The following is an 18,042-nucleotide window of genomic DNA, read 5'->3' on the forward strand; positions in this document are numbered from 1 at the left end:
TCTTTTAAAATTTTTTAATATTCATCGTTTCATTTAGCTTTTGATATATATCATACAATAAGAGTGCCAGCCGGCACAATTAAGTTGATTTGATGTATTTTCAATAGATTATAGTCATAACCTAAATTAAATCCTAATGGAGAATAGGAAATAATTACATCAAGATTATAATGATTACAATATAGGGAATTTGATGGGATAACAACAAATACAGAATTATTGGATAGGATGTGGTTTTTAAAAGAAATTTTACAAAAACAATTTTTCCAATAAATAGGAAATATATTCTTATTTAAAAATTTAGGTAGGGAACCCCCGACGACCTTCTAATGCATCATGTTTTGCATTGATGATTCGGATTTATCGAATGTAAAAATCTGTTGATTATATTTTGAATTCACATTATAGGACTGTAATTCTTCTATTCCGATTTTGGGATACCGTATTTTTATACGGTGGGCGTTTGCAATTTTGACTAATCTTTTTATTACTTCTTGTTGAATGTTATCATTAAAGTAAAGAATTTCATCTACGGCGATTGTTTTTAATATTTGCGGAAGATTCCAATGACTACCAAGAATTTTAAAACCATTTATTCGCTTCCCTAATAGATGAGGATCATCATCAAGAAGACCCACAGGAAATATATTATAAAATGAATTTTTAGTAATCTGTTCTATTATCTTTAATCCATCGGCGCCCGCTCCATAAACCAATACTTTTTTTCTACCATTCGGATCATCATTGTGCGATAAATAATTAAGTATATTAAACAACAACCTGCCCCCAAGAACGAATGTAGTTAGCAAGTAAAAATTTAAAAGTAAAAAACTTAAATTTAAGTAACTAAAAGATTGATGCGCTATAGAAAAAATAAGCCAAGTAAAGAACACCGCAACGATTATCGCTTTCAGTATCTTCAATAAATCACCTAATCCTAATTGTTTCATTGTCAGTTTATAAATTCCGCCGAAGAATAATATTGAAAACTGTGTTCCGGATATAATCGCAAGGTCTTTGTAAAATGATTTGTCATACAAAAAATCGGCTTGATAGATTATCGATGTTAAATAATAAGTAATTCCAAAAGCAAGTGAAATAGATACAAGATCAAGAAAACCATGGAAAAGACTGCTCTTGAAAAATGGTTTTTCATAAATGGGCAATAATGTTCCATTACGCAAAAGCGCCATTTCTTTGTAACCCAATTGGCTGACACCTAAAAATGTTGCCAGTCCGATTATTATCAAAATCGGAATAGCAATTATCGTATTTGCAATGGTTATAGCAAAAGCACCGACACTAAATATGATAGAGACTACATAAAGTATGATTACAACTTTGCGGTCGGATATTCCGAAAGACATTAAGCGATGGTGCACATGACCTTTATCAGGATAAAATATAGAAACGACCTTTTTTATGAATGGTCTGGAATCTTCATAATCTCCAACAATTGATCGCATCGACCTGCGTAACATCGAAAGTAATGTATCCATAATCGGTAATCCTAAAATGAGTATTGGTACGATTATAGAAAATGCTGTCGAACCTTTGGTCGTACTCATCATCGAAAGAATTGCTAAAGCAAAGCCAATGAATAAACTTCCCGAATCACCCAAAAATATTTTCGCCTTATTAAAATTGTATCTCAAAAAACCTAAAGTGGCACCTATTAACAATAAAGAGAGAAAAGAGGAAGTCAAATCATCACGTAAAAGTGATAACGAAAACATAGTTATTGAAGCAATCAAAGCTATACCCGACGCAAGTCCGTCAAGCCCATCAATAAGATTGAATGCATTCGTAATACCTACAATCCAAAGTATAGTAGCGGGGTAATCAAATATACCTAAATTCATTAACTCAAGGTCGAATGGTGAAGTAATAGCCGAAATCCTAAAACCAGCAAGATAAACTAGCGTGGCGGCGAGCCACTGTCCGATAAATTTTTTACCCGGGCTAATCTGTTTTATATCGTCCCAAATGCCTAAGATTAATACCAAAGTTAATGAAACGAGTAACATAATACCCGTTGATGGATTAATAAAATTTATAGTAGGATTGAAGTATATACAAAGCACTAACGAGATAAAAAAGCTCAAATAAATAGCCAAACCACCTAACCGGGGAATAGGAAATTTGTGAACTTTTCGTTCATTGGGAATGTCCATCGCCCCCGCATACTTCGCAAGTGAGATTATTGCTGGTGTCAAAACTAAAGACATCAATAATGGAATTGTAAATATGATTATAAATTGATATAACATAAAATAATAGTTTAAATAGATGCTACAATATTTTCATTACAGGATGATGGCTGTGATAATTGAACATCTCGTAGATATTCCGGTAAGTGTTTAGCCAAAATAACCTGATTGTTGCACAGAGATATAGAATGATCCACGACAGAGAACAATTGTTTTGTATTGCCAGGCCAATTATAATTCACCAATAATTCAAGGGCTTCTCTTGAAAAACCCTTTATAGCTTTTATCGCAGCAACATTCGATTCTCTTAACATTTTTTCGACTAAAAAAGGTAAATCTTCTTTCCTTTCTCGAAGAGGAGGTATATTAACACTAATCGGACATATTGAAGAATGTACCTCTTTTTTGGGTGGATAGAATGATAATTGAGTAGAATCTTTTTCGGTTGTTCCGCCAATAATTCTAAAACTTACATTTAACTCCTCGACACCATTCAATCTATGATAATGCTTATTTTTCAGCACGCTGCCAATTTTTGCTTGAATGTCCAATGATATTGAAGAAATATTTTCTAAAAAAAGAGTTCCACCGAAAGCCACTTCCAACAACCCTTTATTGATTGCTACACCGGAGACGGTGAGTTCTTCGAATCCAAATATTTTTTTCTCAAGTTCAGCAGCCGGTATACTGTTACAATCAAACATAATAAAATTATTATTTTTCCGACTGCTTAAATCATGAATGATTTTTGCGAGCCCTTCCTTTTCAGTTCCTTGTTCCCCTACAATTAAAACCCCGATGCCACTCATAGATATTAGTTCAACGGTTTGGAAGATGTGGGTCATAGCAGGGCTAACATAAAAGCTCGATAATTTTGTTTTTGTTGGCATAACTTTTTTTATAAATTTAGTGCAATCGAAAGATACATTTCCTGGTTTGTTACTTTTTGAGGAAATATCGAGTAATCGATTGAAAATATTTTTGTTTGGATTCCAACCCCGATGGTCGCAAATCGTAAATTATTTTCTACTATGTATCCCCCTCTGAGTACCAAAAAATTTGTAACGTTCATTTCTAACCCACCTTTATACCGAAGGCCGGCTTTCCCAAAAATCTTTTCGTTTGCTAACGCAAATGAAAACAACTGATTCTTCATATCTGACGGGAACTTCATTGTAATACCAGCTTGAAGACTGTGAGCTAATGTGATTCGGTTGAGCTGAGTTGTACCTTTATCAATAGAATAGTCGATACCATTTCCGATGCTATTCAGAACTAATCCATAACTAATATTTTCAGCAGGTGAATAATTTGCACTAACCGAAGTTCGAACAGACCATAATTGTGAAACATCGCTTTTTGCAAACCTAACACCTACTAAAGTACCAATACTTAAAGAATGTAAAATTTCGCGGGCATACCCTACATCAGAGCATAACTGCCATAATTTAAATTCAGTCGGAGAATTCTTTCGTATATACCCTGTATGGATCAATGACAAGCCAATTGCCATAACTTCACCGGTTTTTAAGCTAATTGGTATAGCAATACCCTGACTCATTCCATTTATAGATTTTTCCTGCATATGGTTAAACAGTATCGAGTAATTTCGTAATTTCGTAAGCCCTGCCATATTCCAATACATTCCGTTCACATCGAAGGCATCAGAAACAAACGCCTCGGCAAGGGCTGCAGATCTGGCACCAAGTACTGTCGATGTTTTGTTGAAATAATTTGTTTGGGCATTTGCACAAGCATAAATCGCAAACAAGAATAGAAATAGATATTTAATGTTTTTAGTCTTCACGATTATTCAATTAAAGAATCTAAAAAAACTGAAAATAAAAATTGCTTCTCTCATGAAATCGGATAATTCTCTTATCACATTGTTCTTCTTGGGTACATATACCGTGTCGCCTGGGCGAACTATCGGTATTGCAGAAATATTTCCATTTTCGATGTAAGAGACAAGGTCGACTTCAATGGGTAGTGTGTTCAAACCTCCCCGCAATATCTTGATGCTGCGTAGATCAGAGTCCACTGTAATACCGCCGGCAGTAGATAGAATTTCGATTAATGATAATTCACTAGTGATCGTATAATTATCTTGTCTTGAAACTTCGCCGAGAACAGTAACTTTTTGAACAACAACACTTGTAATATTCAATGAAACCTTTATTTCACCTTGGATGTAAACAGATAATTTTTGTTTGAGTTGTTCGATAAATTGGTCTTTTGTAAGTCCGGCAACAACTATCTCACCGATAAGGGGAACCGTTAATAAACCTGTTTCCTTAACGGGTCCTTGAAAATTAAACTCAGGATACCCCCAAACTATTACTTGAATTTGATCGCCCAACCTAATTACATAATTATCAGCTTGTGAATCACCATGCATCGGCTGACTGCCTGATCGAATTATTTGTGTCAGATTATCTTTTGCTATATCTGCCGAAGAAGAACAGCCCACAATTAATAAAAAAGATAAGAAAACAATTAAGATTAGTTTCATTACGAAGTTTTTTAATGTTCGTTAAGTTGTTAATACCATTATTATTTCATTCATATGTTTCAAAGGCTATGCCATCATATATGACTGCAAATTGACAATTATTGGGCGATTTTTAAGCGATTAACAAAATCCATAATTAATTTTCACTTAAAAACAAATAGTTTTAACACCTTTAGTTGAATAAAATTGTGAAAAGTGTAACCTTCTTACACACTTAACTCAACAATTAGAAAGCGATATGCTATATTTATAAAATGTGTAAAATAATTACACACATATTACTCGATAATTTTGAAATCAAGTGTAGAATTGAAAAATTTATGAATAGCGTTACTTAATAATTAAATAAATACAAAGAAATAGGGATTAATTTTTCATGGCATATAAATTGCAATTTTTTTAGATTACTTATAAAATATTTAATAATCAAGGGTAAATAATTTGAATTCAGCTCAACTTACAATTTTCGAAATGATTTCACTCTTTCGGAGAAGAAAGATTTTTTTATTAATTCCGATTGTAATTGTTACTACGGTGAGTATAATTGGGGCTTTTATACTCCCAAAATCTTATGAATCATCAACAACGATTTTATATCAACGGGATGAAACTTCTACTCCTATATTAGGATTGGAAATCAGGTCTTCATTAGGGACAGAAGATAGGTTGAATCTGTATAGAGAAATACTTTCGAGTCGAACCATTTTACAACAACTGATTGACAGTCTCGGACTCAAAGAAAAAGCATCCACTGAGAAAGATCGGCAAGCATTGATTGCTTCTCTTGCAAAGAAATTTGACATCGAGAACAAAGGTTCTGGTTCGTTCACGATAATATATACCGATGATGAAGCTTTGAGAGCACAAAAGGCAGTCGAAGTTCTCACGCACTTATTGATTGAAACTATTTCTCAAGTTCAGACACAACAAAACGACCAATCTGTTCAATTTTTTGAAAATAAACTGAAAGAGACTCGTGAAAAATTTGAAGAAAGTCAACGCAAAATAATTACACTTATCGGAAATCGTGTAAGCACATTACCGGAACAAAGCAAAATTCAATATACCCAAATAGAAAATGTTGATAAACAGATTAACGATTTGGATGTCCGTTTAAACATTTATCAACAGGCTCTTAACATATTGCAATCTGTTTCGAAACCGCCACGAATCGAAAAAAATAAAGAAACACTATACAACCTAACGAGAATGGACATCCCATTTGCCTCTGATCTGAATTTATTTTTAAAAAAGTATGACGATTTTTTACAAAAATATACTCCACAATATCCGGAAGTAAAGAATGTTGAAAACCAGATTTCTGAATTACTCATTCGTATACAAAATGCACTTGAATCAGAAATTGGCAAGAGAAACCCGCAACGAATGGAATTTGAAAATAAGCGAGCTCAACTGCTGGAAAATGTGCAACAAACATTTATTAGTGGTCATCTAAATGCAGAACAGGAATCCGATTTTAACCTATACCGGAAATTATATGATGATATGAAAGTGCGTCTCGAGCAAGCCAAGTCAACTCGAGACCTAGGATACAAAACAGGGCATCAATTTGTTATCCTCGACCCACCGCTTTTACCAACAACAGCTACAAAACCTAAAAAAATCCAATTGATCCTTGCCGGTTTGGGTATCGGAATATTTTTAGGTTTTATATCTGTTATTATGCGGGAACTCTTTGATACCACAGTCAGAACACAGAGGGATATTGAGATTTATCAAAAGCCAATTATTGCTTATATCTCAGATGGAAACGACGACCGCACTTAATAAAAATAACATCAATAATTAATTTAGAATCAAGATTGGAAAAATAGAGTGGCAATATCAGATAATCGCATTGAGATCGTCGAAAATCCCGAAAACGAAAAGAACGGCAAAATTATCCGTTTAATAAAATCCGTAATAGTAAATCAGGAAACAAGTAATTACATCGACAATTCGGTTATTAAATATAAATACTATAACTCTTTTAATTTTTCGCTTCTTTCACGGGAACGTCAAAACCTAAATTTCACAGTAGGTATAACGAGCCCTCAAAAAGGCGAAGGAAAAACGCTTATCGCAAGTAATCTTGCTGTCTCTTTCGCTCTGGGCTCACAAAAAAGTACAATATTGGTCGATTTAAATATTGCTAATCCGCGTTTACATAAGATATTCGGAGTTCCCCTCTCACCAGGTTTGACCGAATCTCTGAATGATAGCAATATCAGTGTTTCGAAAACAGCTATCGAAAATCTTTCGGTACTAACAGCGGGGAAAAAAGTAATTCTACACGAAAAATTATTCCCAAAAACATCAGCCGATGGAACACGACCACAACCAATTCAACCATCGCTCGGTTTAGAACAGCTTGCCTCATTCCGTGACGTCTTATATTCTCTTGAACAAAAATATGAGATCATTATCGTTGACATGCCGGCAATTAATTCTACGACAATTCCATTGTTATATACAAACCAATTACAAGGACTAATCGTTGTTGTCCAGAGCGAAAGAACTAAAAAAGAAGATATAGATAAATTATTACAGCGAGTTAATGAACGGAATGTTCTGGGATTTGTTATGAACCGGTTTTCAGATAAAGATCATAAGGGATAAAGTCAGTATGCTCTCTGTCATAGGCACATTAAGCCTAATTATGTTTGTGATAATCCTGAGTAAATTTAAAAAAGAATTACGATGGAGCGGGTACATTCAAATATTTTTTATTGCTTTACTTCAGGTTTGTATAGTCATTCTTGTGATGTACGCACTGGAAGTTCCGTTAATTAAAATCCCGAGATGACGATGGAAGAATTGTACGCTAATAAATATAATCAAAATAAAAAAAATAATTTGTTTTGGATTCTTGGAATTGTTCTAACTTCTATTGCAATATCATTCATGTATGTAATTAGCGAAGGGAGTGCTTTTACATCTGTTGCCATAATTTTGATTGCTTTGATAATTACGATCACATTCTACAGAATAGATTGGGGTTTTATTTTGTTTGTAGGAATGGTGTTGGCTTTCGACCAATTTCCACCGCGAGGCTACGGAATCACGATAATCGGCCAAGAATATTTTCAAAATTTAAAATCACTGAAATATTTTTCCAAAATCGATTTTGCTGTAATCAATCCTCTTGAATTGCACATTTTTCTGATATTAACAGTTTGGATTATTTTGATTTCTACCGGTAAAAAAGTAAATCTAATGCGTGTACCGGTTTGGCTATCGACAATTTTATTTTTTGCATGGCTTTTTTTGTCATTCATCTACGGAATGTCAACCGGAGGTAGTTTTTTGCCCGCACTCTGGGAATTAAGGGCATTATTTTACTTAGGAATTATTTTTTTTCTAACACCTCAAATTATTCAGTCAAGAGAACAAATTGTCAATCTAATTTGGGTTTGTATCGGAGCAATTGCGTTCAAAGCAGTTCAAGGTTTGATTCGTTTAGTTAGATTAGGTTTCAATTTTGGATCTCGTACAGAATTGACAAATCACGAGGACCCACTATTTTTCGTTTCATTATTAATTCTTTTATTGGGATTAATCTTATTTAAATATAACTCCAGGCAAAGACAGGTGCTATCCTGGATAAGTTTACCCCTTTTGTTTGTTTTTGTGCTTTCCCAACGACGAGCAGCCTATGCAGCGTTAGGATTTGCAATAATAACTTTTATTATACTTCTTCCAAAATTAGAACGATTAAAGTTAATAAAAATACTTATTCCTGTAGTTATATTATTTAGCATCTATACAATCAGCTTATGGAATAATGAAAGTACTTTTGCAATACCCGCACAATTAGTTAAAACAATTTTTGTCGAACCAAAATCGAAAGACGACTTACGATATTATTCAAACTTATATCGGGATTTTGAAAATTATAATTTAGCTCAAACAGTCAAGAGAGCACCTGCAATCGGAATTGGATTCGGGAATAAATACGACCAACCCGTAATGCTCACTAAAATTCCTTTCCCTTTGCAAGAATATATACCACATAACGAAATATATTGGCTGTTTGTAAAAACGGGAGCCATAGGTTTCTTTCTCTTCTGGCTTTTCATCGACTCATATATTCTTCGAGCTGCTTTTATTTTTAATCGACTAAAGGATTTATACTTCAAATCACTGTGTGCTGTTATAATCGTCGCCATTGTAGGTCAAATTGTAGTTTCCTTTTATGATTTACAATTTACTTACTATCGCAATATGGTTTTTTTAGGAATGTTGATGGGATTGCTTCCTGTGATTGATAAACTTGATAAACTTGAACATGAGATTAAAACTAACATTAATGTATAAAGCGAATATTTTAAATATTTCCGACACCCCGAAAAATAATTCATTAAAAATTCTTAATGTCAGGATAGATAATGTAAAAATGTCGAATGTTCTTGATATAATCGATAAAATGATTATCAACAAAAAGTGCCATCAAATCGTTACGGTTAATCCTGAATTTGTTATGGAAGCTCAGAAAAATTTAAAATTCCGTGAAGTGTTAAATAATGCTGCACTTTCGCTGCCCGATGGGATCGGAATCGTGCTCGCGTCAAAATTAATATCTCAACCATTAAAAGAACGTGTTACTGGAATCGATACTGTACAAAAGCTCGCTTGCCTAGCCGCTAAACAAGGATGGCGTATCTTTTTCTTAGGAGCGGCTCCAGGTGTTGCCCATCAAGCAGCCATAAAATTGCAGATATTATATCCGGGATTGCAAATCGCCGGGACTTATTCAGGTTCACCTAACGTACAAGAAGAGGACGAAATTTGCTCGTTGATAAAATCTGCCAAACCTCAAATACTTTTAGTGGCATTCGGGGCACCAAAACAAGACTTATGGATAGCACGAAATTTAGAGAGACTTGGTGTTCCGGTCGCGATTGGTATAGGAGGAACTTTCGATTTTATCGCTGGTGTTGCTCGTCGAGCCCCTCTTTGGGTTCAAAAAATCAGTTGCGAATGGTTATTTCGATTAATGAAAGAACCTCGCCGTTGGAAAAGAATGTTGGCTTTACCAAAATTTATTTTTTTGATTTTCAGTTCTCTCATATCACTCAAAACCATAAATAAGGAAAAATCTTGAACAAAGAAATTGCAAAATCGATTGCAAAAAATACAACTGTATTAATGGGTTCTCAATCAGTTACATGGACCATGAGTTTTTTGCTATTGCTTTTCCTCCCCCGCTATTTGGGTAGTGTAGATTATGGAAGGTTGTATCTTGCAAATTCAATATTTGCGATATTTATGTTATTAATTGATTTTGGAGGCAGATACTCAATAACAAAAGAGGTTGCCAGATCACGGGAATCTGTTGGTTCTATTGCTGTAAATGCAATAGGTATCCGAATAATTTTTTGGGCTTTCTCTTTTCTAGGGCTCGTTATATTCACCTTTCTATCCGGTTATCCGCCTGTACTGCAGATTCTTCTTGTATTATATGGAATCAGCATGTTATGGGAAAGCACACGCAAAGTCTTGTGGAGTTGCTACCAAGGATTTGAGCAAATGAGATACCCATCGATCGCTGCAATTGTCGAACAGATTTTTATAACAATATTCGCTATAACAGCATTATTGCTTGGTGCAGGTCTTTTAATAATCGGTACGATTATGGTAATTGGGTCACTTCTAAATTTTGGAATTCATGTAAAGTTTGCAAAACAAATTATTTCTACATTACCCCGATTTCAGTTTAAAGAATCATTAAAACTTATAAGAAAGGGCATCCCCTTTTTCCTCTGGTCAATTTTTGGATTGATATATTACCGTGTTGATGCTGTAATGCTCTCATTTATGACACCTGAATCAATTGTCGGTTGGTATGGTGCTGCCTATCGATTCTTCGACATTTTGATGTTCATTCCAAGTATTTTCAGTGTAGCGGTTTTCCCTATTCTGTCTCGAATTTGGAAAGATAAAGAGGGTTTATCATTAACAACAAGCAAAAGTCTCGATTTCATTATAGTTGCCGGAATACCGGTAAGCATTAGCTTATTTTTTTTCGCACACGAAATAATTAATCTTTTTTATGGTTTAGCCGGGTTTGGTCCCACAGTTTTAATTTTAAAAATCTTCTCCGTCGGAATTCTCTTAGTATATATTGATATGATTTTAGGAACTGCGATATTAGCTTCAGATAAACTACGCCAATGGTCACTTGTTGCTCTTGCTGCAGTTTTCATAAACATCGGATTAAATTATTTTATGATTCCATATACTCAAGTAAACTATGGAAATGGTGGGATAGGAGCTGCCATTGCAACGATAATCACTGAATTTTTTGTTATGCTTTTTGCCCTGTACCTAATTCCAAAAACAACATTGGCTATTGCGCGTCCGAGCGTCAGCATTAAAGCGATTACAAGCGGTCTGTTTATGGTCGGTGCATTGTATGCGCTTTCATTTTCTCCTCAACCCTGGGTCATAGAAGCAATCGTCGGTATTCTCATATATGGGGTCATATTACTAATTATAAAAACACTAGAACCAGAAGAACTCGATTTTTTTAAAGAATATATTACTTTTAAAAACTTAAAAAATATAATTATCCCTTCAAAAGGAAAGGAAGAATGAAGTTACTACATATAATGCCATATTCTCCAGTGCCACCAACTTTTGGTGGTGCTCTTCGAATTTACAATTTACTTCGCCAGATGACAAAAAACCATGAAGTTACACTTATTACTTTTGGTAATTCGAACACTGAATTTGAATTACGTTCTCATTTCGACACTAACCTGAAAAATATACACGTATTAAATTATCCTTATCTAAAGCCGTTCAAACGTTTTAACCAACTTTTCTCTCTATTTAATAAGAGCAGTTTTGCATTCCGAAGAACATATCATCAAGAAACGCAGAGATTGATTGATGGAATCGTGACTTCTGACAACTTCGACATTGTGCAAACCGAATTTCCACACATGGCATCATACAAAATCAATTCTGATGCAATCAAAATTATGGATGCACATAATGTCGAATATTCAATACTTAAATACCAATGGCAGCACACATCTTCACCATTACGGAAGATTTTCTATCACAAAGAATTTCAAAAAATTTTTCATGAAGAAATCACCGTTTGCCGGCGTCAAGACGCTCTTTTGGTTACTTCAGCTGACGATAAGAATACATTAGATAAAGATGTACCGGACGTTCCAAAATATATTGTACCTAATGGTGTGGATACTAATTACTTTATTCCTTCGACAGAAAAACCCAAGCCACACACATTAGTTTTTTCAGGCGCGATGTCGTATATACCGAACTACGATGGTATTCTATACTTTCTTGATAATATATTTCCGCTAATCACAAAATCAATTCCAGATACAAAGTTGTACATTGTAGGAAACATGCCACCTAAGAATTTACTAAAGCGAGCCTCTGAAAATATTATAATAACCGGTTACACTGATGATGTACGACCTTATATATGGAGATCGAGTGTATATATCGTACCACTACGAATGGGAAGCGGAACTAGATTAAAAGTATTAGAAGCTCTCTCAATGAAAAAACCTATCGTTACAACTACCATCGGTTGCGAAGGCATTGATGTAGAAAATGGACGAACAGCCATTATTACTGATGAGCCACAAGCTTTTGCAGAAGCCGTAATAAGAATTTTGAAAGATCCATATCAATCAAAAAATTTGATTGATAACGGTTTTGAACTAGTTAAAAAGCGATACGATTGGTCCGTAATTGGTGAAAAATTGGATAATGTTTACAATTTATTAATAAAAAAATGACAATATCTGAATACATAAGATTTGTACGCTCACGTTTGCACCGTCATACAATTATTGAACACATAAAAGGATTATGGTTTAAACGTAAGTTTACTAAAGCGAAAATTATAGTTGTCGCCGGAGGATTTCCTTTCCCTAAAATAATAAACGAAGGTGGAAAAATATTCGCTGATAATTGCCAATTTTTTCCCGGCGTTCGATTGGAAGTCGGTAAGGATGCGTGTATTAAAATCGGCAAAGGAACTTACTTGAATCGGAATACCGTAATTGTATCACAAAAGCAAGTTGAAATTGGAAACAATTGTAAAATATCCTGGGATGTTGTGATAATGGATTCAGATTTACATCCTCTCCCTGGTAATACAAAAATAATTTCAAAACCAGTAGTGATAATGGATAATGTATGGATTGGCTGTAGAGTGATTATTTTAAAAGGGGTTACGATTGGATCTGGAGCAATTATCGCTGCTGGTGCAGTAGTCACAAAAGATATTCCGGCTAATTCGATTGCTGCCGGAGTACCGGCACAGGTATTATCATTTAATAATAAGAAGAAGAAGGAAGGAAATGCAGAATAATTCAAAGAACGGGAAGAAACATCCAGGATTAGGGAACTCTAATAAAATTAAAGTTCTGATGTATCATATTGTCACAGATGATAAAAGCTTTTGCAGTAAAAACAGAAATATCGCAGTTCACGTAAGCGAGTTCCGCAACCAAATGAAATTTCTTGATCGCTGTGGATTTGTAACTATTACTTTCGAAGATTATTTGCTTTATATGAACGGAGAATTAAATTTACCCAAAAAACCTATTATATTATCGTTTGACGATGGTTTTGCTGATGTTCATCAATATGCATTCCCAATTTTACAAGAATTTGGTATGCGGGCAGTTTTATTTATTTTAGGCGACAGAAAAATTAAAACAAATAGTTGGGATCATGCTTCCGGAATCTCACCCAAACCACTGCTCGCCGACTATCAAATTATCGAAATGCACGATGCCGGTTTCGAAATTGGCTCCCATGCTTTAACTCATAGTAAACTTACAAATATTCAACGAGAAAAAGCTTGGGAAGAAATATCTCGCTCGCGAATGTTATTAGAAATTTTTCTCAATACTCAAGTTAAGTCAATTGCCTACCCTTTTGGAAGCGTTAATAAAACTTTAAAAATATTAGCAGAGGAAGCCGGCTATCAAATTGGATGTGGCAGCTATTCAGGTCCATTAGTTTTCGGAAAAGATCGTTTTGAAATTCACCGAATAAACATTCCCGGACAATTGACTATTTTTCAATTTGCACTCCGCCTATCAAGGCTTCATCATTATTTGGAATGGACTTGGTGGCGATTGATGAAAAATGGTAAAATAAATAAAAATCGGTTATCAGTTTTTAGTTCTAGTAAAGGTGAGATACAAAATAATAATTATCACTAAACATATAAATGAAAAATCCACACACAACAATAAATTCAAATCATTCATTTATTCAACATCAGATGGAAGATGCATCCAAAGCAAAAAACTTAAAGTTACGTTTCGTCACGAGTGAAGAAGAATTCTATGCACTTCAAAGCGAATGGGATAATTTAATTCAACAAACTAATGCAAAGATATATCAAACTTTCGAATGGCTTTCGAATTGGTGGAGATTTTATGGCGACAAAAAAATTGATAAATTACATTGCTTACTTTTTTACCATAACGAAATATTAGTAGGAATTGCCCCTCTGTATATTCGTCATAAATATTTTTTAGGGTATAATTTTTATCGCCGTATTTATTTTTTGGGAGGAGATACATCGGTCGGTACATCTTTCGGTTTATTTTGTGATGGAGGTCCAAGTGATTATTTAGATATCATTTCGCTTCCACATTACGAACACAGTATCGCTGTAGCATTTCTTCAATACATTCAAGAAATTAAACCCTCCAATACCCAATTGGTTCTCGTCGACGTCAGAGCTGATAGCAATTTGTATCTGTATTTTCTACCAATATTGAGGAAAAGTGATTTATCTTTTAAAATTTTAGAAGCCGACAAAAGCCCTTATATAGTTACACCTGATTCATTTGATGATTTTCTCAAAAGCCGTTCTAGCAGCGTTCGACGAAGACTTCAGCAATCATGGAAAGAAGTAGGAGAAAAATCGCTTTTCACACTTAATGATGAAAAAGATGCCAACGACTTAGATACTGCAATAGGCAATATTAAACGGTTGCATCAAAATCGATGGAATTTCTTAGGTTATCCAGGTTTTTTTGGCGATCCACGTTATGAAAAATTTTTTGAAAAAGTTCTACAATTATTTTTTCAAAGGGGCTGGTTGTGGTGTAAAACCATAATGGCTGGCGATAGATGCCTCGCTGGACGTCTGGCATTCAGGTATAAAGGTGAATATTACGATTACCTTTCAGGTATCGACGATAAAGCACCTGAAATGAAACGAAGACCCGGACTTGTACTATTACTTGCCATGATTCAAGATTCTATAATGGAAAAGGCATCTGTGATTGACTTACTTAGAGGTGAAGAATCTTATAAAAAAGATTTTACCGTAAATATGATTTCTAATTGGAATGTATTAATAACTCTTGATAATAAAAATAATCGGTTTAAATCAATTTTTTTGAACTTATTTCTGGGTTTAAAGTTTTTAGCTTTTTTAATTGACCGTGAATGTAAACTATTTAAAGTAACACATAATTATAAACGCTTCCCGATTTCAATAATATTTTTTATAAAATTTCGAACACAATCTTTCATAAATAAAATCAAGGAATTATTAAACAAGAAAAGGACTAAATAAATTATGAAAGTATTGACACTTGTTTCTTTAGGAATGGGCAGACCCGATCGCGCGACGCTTTTGGAAAAAGAGGCAACAGATAAGTACCCTCGTGTATCGTTGTATGAACAGATCTTAAACTCGGACATGCTTGATGAAAAATATTTAGAAAAAATTCCTGTTTGGCGAAAACTATTATATAAACCATTTCCGATCTTCATAAAACAGGTATTTGAAGCATTTTTCATCTGCCATAAATACGATATAGTAGTGTCTTGGGCAGAACGTCTTTGTTATCCTTTCGCGTTATTATTAAAATTAACCGGAAGACGTATACCGCATATTACATTAAATAGTTGGGTTTCACATCCAAAAAAAGTTAAACTTTTAAAATTCACACAATCTCATATTGATAAAATATTGTTGTGGTCCAGCGTTCAGAAAAACATTGCCATTAACCAAATTGGAATACCGGAAACCAAAATTGAATTTATACGAAAATTTGCAGACCAGCAATTTTTCCGTCCTATAGATATTAAGACCGAAACTATTTGTGCTGTCGGTTCCGAAATGCGGGATTATCCAACATTAGTTAAAGCGATGAATGGTTTAGACATACGCTGTCACATCGCAACTGGTACAACACGTGGTAAATTATTCGATACTGTAAAAGCATTGTATGATATCGATAATTTACCGGCAAACATTACAATCGGGGCAAAAGGATATTTTGATCTCAGAGACCTTTATGCACGTTCCCGCTTTGTGGTTGTTCCTGTTCTGCCGACTGATACAGACAACGGTTTAACTTGTATTTTAGAGTCGATGGCAATGGGTAAAGCTGTAATTTGTTCGAGAACTCAAGGACAAGTTGATGTAATTCAGGAGGGAATAACCGGCATTTTTGTTCCACCTCAAGACCCACAAGCATTGCGCGAGGCAATTCTAAATCTATGGAATAACCCTGAACTCGCGGTACAAATGGGAAAAGCCGCCAGAAAATATTTAGAAGAAAATCATACACTCGAACAGTTCATCTATCGAGTTAAACAAATAATTGAAAAAAGTTATCAAAACAAAAAATAATTAGATATGGAACTCATACATAAATATTTAATCGAAACGGTGCAAAGCTATCCAGGGAAAAAAGCTATCATATCAGATAAAAAAGAAATTTCTTACGGCAATTTATTAAAATACGTGGTAACACTCTCTGATACACTAATTTTAGAAGGCTTGCACCGCGGAGACCGTATCATCGTGATGTTGAGTGATCCTATAGATATGATTACAGCTTGCTGTGCGGTTAGCAGATCCGGTGGAATTGTAGTTCCTATTCAAACCACACTCCCTGTTTCTGAAATTTTAGACATTGTAAATCGTTCCTCCCCGTTTTTAATTATAACAAGCCGCAGCGATTATGAGAGGATGGCGAAACTTTCTACTGGTACGAAACAAATTACTATTTTTTATGACGACGAGTCTCTTTCAAATATTGCTTCGAGTTCACTTTACCATCATCTGAGGGAGTTTAAAGATGAAAATTGGAACAAGGTATTACAGCTAACTAATTTGAAAGAATTCGATATCACCTTCATGGATTATAATACAATTACAAAAGAATTAAGTGTTTTCACTCATCAAAGCATACTTCATTCAGCACGTATAATAAATCCATTGACAAGTTTACTTACTGACTCTATCGAATTCATTACTACTCCGATAATTAATATCATTGGATTTAACCGCGTTATACATCTACTAACTTCAGGAGGCACTTGCGTGATTCGTGGCAGCACCTCAGATCCTTTGGAATATCCATCCACAATTTTAAAACATAACTGCAACACATGGTACACAACTCACGAAACAATAATGAATGCCATGAATCAAATTAGTTTTCTGATTAAGGATACATTTTCGCGAATAAAATTGATCGGAATTAGTGGCGACGTCCCAATTTCTTTTCAGGAAAGACAAAAACTCTTAGATGTTTTTGTTAATGCAAAAATTTATTTAAACTACGGACCTCCTGAAGCCCCAACAAGCACAATTCTTAGTATTAGAAATAATCGAAGCAGATTGAATAGTTATGGTTCAGTGCCTCCGTCTGTTAAACTATCCCACGATTCGAACGGTAATATTCTGATCCACGGGCCTCATTTAATGGAAGGATATTGGAGAAACAATGACCTCGATAAATCTCGTTTCAATGAAAAGGGTTGGTTTAAAACAGATGATTTTGGGATGTTTGACAATAACGGGGATCTTGAAATGGTTTATCAGAAAGATGAATTAATAAAAAGACATAATACTTATAAACCCGTTACAGATATTGAAGAAAACATGAGAACTTTTTTCCCTGGCTGCGAAATGTGCATCATCGGAATTCAAGATCCTCTAAATATTGAGAATGAAGTTCCAATTTTGTGTTATAGCGAAAAAGGAAAACCAACAATTAATCGTAAAAACCTTCTAGATGTATTTCAAGAGCAATTTATTGAAAAAAATATTCTGTTGCTGGTAAAAGAGATAAAAGAGTTCCCTAAAGCCGGTAATAAAATTTTAAGGTTTGAATTAAAAAAATTTCTACTTGATTATAATATTTTAACAGAAATTGAGAATATGAATAAGATTTTTCTATACCATGCAACCGATAACTAAAATAACCAAATATTCAGATAATTTCTTTAAAAGGCTCATCGTGGAAGTGAGTGGGTAAAAATGATAGATAGAAACAGCGTAAC

15 protein-coding genes are annotated in these 18,042 nt (G+C 34.3%); 11 read left to right on the plus strand and 4 right to left on the minus strand.

Going from position 1 to position 18,042, the window contains the following annotated elements:
- Positions 1–326 precede the first annotated feature (326 nt).
- From QME58_03070 to QME58_03085, 4 genes are read right to left on the minus strand one after another with little or no spacing between them, the layout of a single operon-like run.
- A complete protein-coding gene (locus QME58_03070) occupies positions 327–2,228 on the minus strand; it encodes a hypothetical protein (GenBank protein MDI6802813.1) in 1,902 nt (633 codons plus the stop codon).
- 53 nt (positions 2,229–2,281) lie between these two features.
- Positions 2,282–3,100, minus strand: a complete 819-nt coding sequence (locus tag QME58_03075) for a sigma 54-interacting transcriptional regulator (GenBank protein MDI6802814.1) — start codon at positions 3,098–3,100, stop codon at positions 2,282–2,284.
- An 8-nt stretch (positions 3,101–3,108) separates the two neighbouring features.
- Positions 3,109–4,017 carry a hypothetical protein gene (locus QME58_03080; protein MDI6802815.1) on the minus strand — a complete coding sequence of 303 codons (909 nt, stop codon included), beginning with the start codon at positions 4,015–4,017 and terminating at the stop codon, positions 3,109–3,111.
- A gap of 6 nt (positions 4,018–4,023) precedes the next feature.
- Positions 4,024–4,722: a polysaccharide biosynthesis/export family protein gene (locus QME58_03085; GenBank protein ID MDI6802816.1), complete on the minus strand. Its 699-nt coding sequence runs from the start codon at positions 4,720–4,722 to the stop codon at positions 4,024–4,026.
- Positions 4,723–5,163: 441 nt separating this feature from the next.
- Between QME58_03085 and QME58_03090 the strand changes: the two genes are divergently transcribed.
- The 11 genes from QME58_03090 to QME58_03140 all read left to right on the plus strand — a co-directional run bounded on the left by QME58_03090 (position 5,164) and on the right by QME58_03140 (position 17,959).
- Positions 5,164–6,510 (plus strand): Wzz/FepE/Etk N-terminal domain-containing protein, encoded by a 1,347-nt coding sequence (locus QME58_03090; protein ID MDI6802817.1) that lies wholly within the window; start codon positions 5,164–5,166, stop codon positions 6,508–6,510.
- A 48-nt stretch (positions 6,511–6,558) separates the two neighbouring features.
- Positions 6,559–7,341 carry a CpsD/CapB family tyrosine-protein kinase gene (locus QME58_03095; GenBank protein MDI6802818.1) on the plus strand — a complete coding sequence of 261 codons (783 nt, stop codon included), beginning with the start codon at positions 6,559–6,561 and terminating at the stop codon, positions 7,339–7,341.
- Between the two features lie 189 nt (positions 7,342–7,530).
- Complete coding sequence (locus tag QME58_03100; GenBank protein ID MDI6802819.1) at positions 7,531–9,039, plus strand: O-antigen ligase family protein; 1,509 nt, start codon at positions 7,531–7,533, stop codon at positions 9,037–9,039.
- Positions 9,032–9,826, plus strand: coding sequence for a WecB/TagA/CpsF family glycosyltransferase (locus tag QME58_03105; protein MDI6802820.1), 795 nt, complete (start codon positions 9,032–9,034; stop codon positions 9,824–9,826). Before QME58_03100 ends, QME58_03105 begins: the two co-directional genes overlap by 8 nt.
- A complete protein-coding gene (locus QME58_03110) occupies positions 9,823–11,319 on the plus strand; it encodes a flippase (GenBank protein ID MDI6802821.1) in 1,497 nt (498 codons plus the stop codon). Before QME58_03105 ends, QME58_03110 begins: the two co-directional genes overlap by 4 nt.
- A complete protein-coding gene (locus tag QME58_03115; protein ID MDI6802822.1) occupies positions 11,316–12,503 on the plus strand; it encodes a glycosyltransferase family 4 protein in 1,188 nt (395 codons plus the stop codon). Before QME58_03110 ends, QME58_03115 begins: the two co-directional genes overlap by 4 nt.
- The gene (locus tag QME58_03120) at positions 12,500–13,081 is read left to right on the plus strand and encodes an acyltransferase (protein MDI6802823.1); all 582 of its coding nucleotides are present in this window, start codon (positions 12,500–12,502) and stop codon (positions 13,079–13,081) included. Before QME58_03115 ends, QME58_03120 begins: the two co-directional genes overlap by 4 nt.
- Positions 13,071–13,943 (plus strand): polysaccharide deacetylase family protein, encoded by an 873-nt coding sequence (locus QME58_03125; GenBank protein MDI6802824.1) that lies wholly within the window; start codon positions 13,071–13,073, stop codon positions 13,941–13,943. Before QME58_03120 ends, QME58_03125 begins: the two co-directional genes overlap by 11 nt.
- Positions 13,944–13,951: 8 nt before the next feature.
- Entirely contained in the window at positions 13,952–15,316 is a 1,365-nt protein-coding gene (locus tag QME58_03130; GenBank protein ID MDI6802825.1) for a GNAT family N-acetyltransferase, read from the plus strand.
- 3 nt (positions 15,317–15,319) lie between these two features.
- Positions 15,320–16,381 carry a glycosyltransferase family 4 protein gene (locus QME58_03135; protein MDI6802826.1) on the plus strand — a complete coding sequence of 354 codons (1,062 nt, stop codon included), beginning with the start codon at positions 15,320–15,322 and terminating at the stop codon, positions 16,379–16,381.
- 6 nt (positions 16,382–16,387) lie between these two features.
- On the plus strand, positions 16,388–17,959 hold the full coding sequence (locus tag QME58_03140; protein ID MDI6802827.1) for a class I adenylate-forming enzyme family protein: 1,572 nt from the start codon (positions 16,388–16,390) through the stop codon (positions 17,957–17,959).
- The last annotated feature ends 83 nt before the right edge of the window (positions 17,960–18,042 follow it).

The organism is Bacteroidota bacterium (assembly GCA_030017895.1).
Lineage (GTDB): Bacteria > Bacteroidota > Ignavibacteria > UBA10030 > BY39 > JASEGV01.

Bases quoted from the DNA above. Each gene is read 5' to 3' on its own strand.
- QME58_03070 (MDI6802813.1), bottom strand. From the start codon at position 2,228: ATGTCTTTAGTTTTGACACCAGCAATAATCTCACTTGCGAAGTATGCG.
- QME58_03075 (MDI6802814.1), bottom strand. From the start codon at position 3,100: ATGCCAACAAAAACAAAATTATCGAGCTTTTATGTTAGCCCTGCTATG.
- QME58_03085 (MDI6802816.1), bottom strand. From the start codon at position 4,722: ATGAAACTAATCTTAATTGTTTTCTTATCTTTTTTATTAATTGTGGGC.
- QME58_03100 (MDI6802819.1), top strand. From the start codon at position 7,531: ATGGAAGAATTGTACGCTAATAAATATAATCAAAATAAAAAAAATAAT.
- QME58_03105 (MDI6802820.1), top strand. From the start codon at position 9,032: ATGTATAAAGCGAATATTTTAAATATTTCCGACACCCCGAAAAATAAT.
- QME58_03115 (MDI6802822.1), top strand. From the start codon at position 11,316: ATGAAGTTACTACATATAATGCCATATTCTCCAGTGCCACCAACTTTT.
- QME58_03120 (MDI6802823.1), top strand. From the start codon at position 12,500: ATGACAATATCTGAATACATAAGATTTGTACGCTCACGTTTGCACCGT.
- QME58_03125 (MDI6802824.1), top strand. From the start codon at position 13,071: ATGCAGAATAATTCAAAGAACGGGAAGAAACATCCAGGATTAGGGAAC.
- QME58_03130 (MDI6802825.1), top strand. From the start codon at position 13,952: ATGAAAAATCCACACACAACAATAAATTCAAATCATTCATTTATTCAA.
- QME58_03135 (MDI6802826.1), top strand. From the start codon at position 15,320: ATGAAAGTATTGACACTTGTTTCTTTAGGAATGGGCAGACCCGATCGC.
- QME58_03140 (MDI6802827.1), top strand. From the start codon at position 16,388: ATGGAACTCATACATAAATATTTAATCGAAACGGTGCAAAGCTATCCA.